1 protein-coding gene is annotated in these 1,430 nt (G+C 67.7%); it reads right to left on the reverse strand.

Features of this window, described 5'->3' with window-relative positions; translation table 11 throughout:
* Positions 1-1,430, reverse strand: a 1,430-nt coding sequence (locus QTH97_RS36880) for a sensor histidine kinase (RefSeq protein ID WP_286573740.1), incomplete at both ends; no start/stop codon positions are given.

Genomic DNA, 1,430 nt, shown 5'->3' on the forward strand with positions numbered 1-1,430 from the left:
GGGATCGCTTTCCACCCGGATGCGGCCTCCGTGCGCTTCGACGATGGTCCGCGCGATCGACAGGCCCAGCCCCATGCCTCGGCGCTTGGTGCTGAAGAACGATTCGAAGAGCTTGGGCAGATGCTCGGGCGCGATGCCCGGGCCTCGGTCTCGCACGCTCACGGCAAGCCCGTCGCCTTCCGGCTCGACCGAGGTGACGACAGTGCGCCGGTCGCCGGGCATGCCCTCGATCGCATCCATCGCATTGAGCACGAGATTGATGAGGACTTGCTGGATTTGAACCGGATCACCGAATACGCGGCCAGACCCGGCGGAGTTTCGCAGCACGAGATTGACCTCCCTGCGCCGGGCTTCGGCCTGCAGGATGGCACAGGCATCGGTCACGACCGCCGCGAGGTCAAAGGCCTGGCGCTCGATCCCCTTGTTGGACAGGAGCGTGCGCAGGCGGCGAATGACATCGCTGGCGCGCAGGTCGTCGCGGCGGATGTCGGCCAGGATCATGTGCAGGTCCTCGTGACGATCGGCCCCGGACTGGAGAATCATCTCGGCCGCATCGGCATTGGTCAGGATGGCCGCCAGCGGTTGATTGATCTCGTGCGCGATCGACGCCGTCAGTTCCCCGGCAATCGCCAGGCGCGACGCGTGCGCGAGTTCACCGCCACGCTGCGCCAGCGCCATCTCGGCCTTGCGACGACGATGGTGTTCGATCATGAGCGAGGCGATGAGCCCGGCCTGCAGCAGGATCACGGTGCCGCCGACGATCGCCACGGTCCGGTAAGCCTCCCAGAATGTGGGCTCCCTGAACTGCATCACCGCGTCGGCCGGGATGTCCTTGTCGGGGATGCCCCATCGGCGTGTTTGCCGCAGGTCGACGTTCAACTCGTTGGGCATGGCCTTGGGCAGGTTCAGCGCCGCCGGCGCCACGCCGTCGAGCAGGCTGTTGACGATCTGCCCAGCCTGCCGCCCCGTGGCCTCGAAACTCGGGACGCGACCTCCCACGGCCCCTGTGCCGATGAAGCTGCTGAACGTCCCGTAGACGGGGGCGTTGGCCGCCTTGGCCATCATCTGGACCGATTCGCGCGCTGTGTACCTGATGGCGTCGCTGCCTTGGTAGAAGCCCGGCGTGAACACGATCCAACGACCGTCCAGGCCGCGCAGGCGCTCCACCACCTGCTCGGTCGACGCTCCGGCCAGGAATTCGATCGCCACGCGGCCTTGGAACTGGGCGAAGGTCTCGCGCAGCAGCGCCTCCCATTCGCGGTCGCGGGGGATCGCACCGGTCACGACGAGAAGATGGCGCGCCTTCGGATGCCAGCGCAGCGCCTGCTCGATGGTGCCGGCGGGGTCGTACTCGACCGGTACGCCGACCACGTCGGCGGGGAGCGCGGGAAACGGCTGGGGGTACGCCCTGAACGCGGCCGTGTGGACGA

The organism is Variovorax gracilis, assembly GCF_030317115.1.
In the GTDB taxonomy this organism is placed as follows: domain Bacteria; phylum Pseudomonadota; class Gammaproteobacteria; order Burkholderiales; family Burkholderiaceae_C; genus Variovorax; species Variovorax gracilis.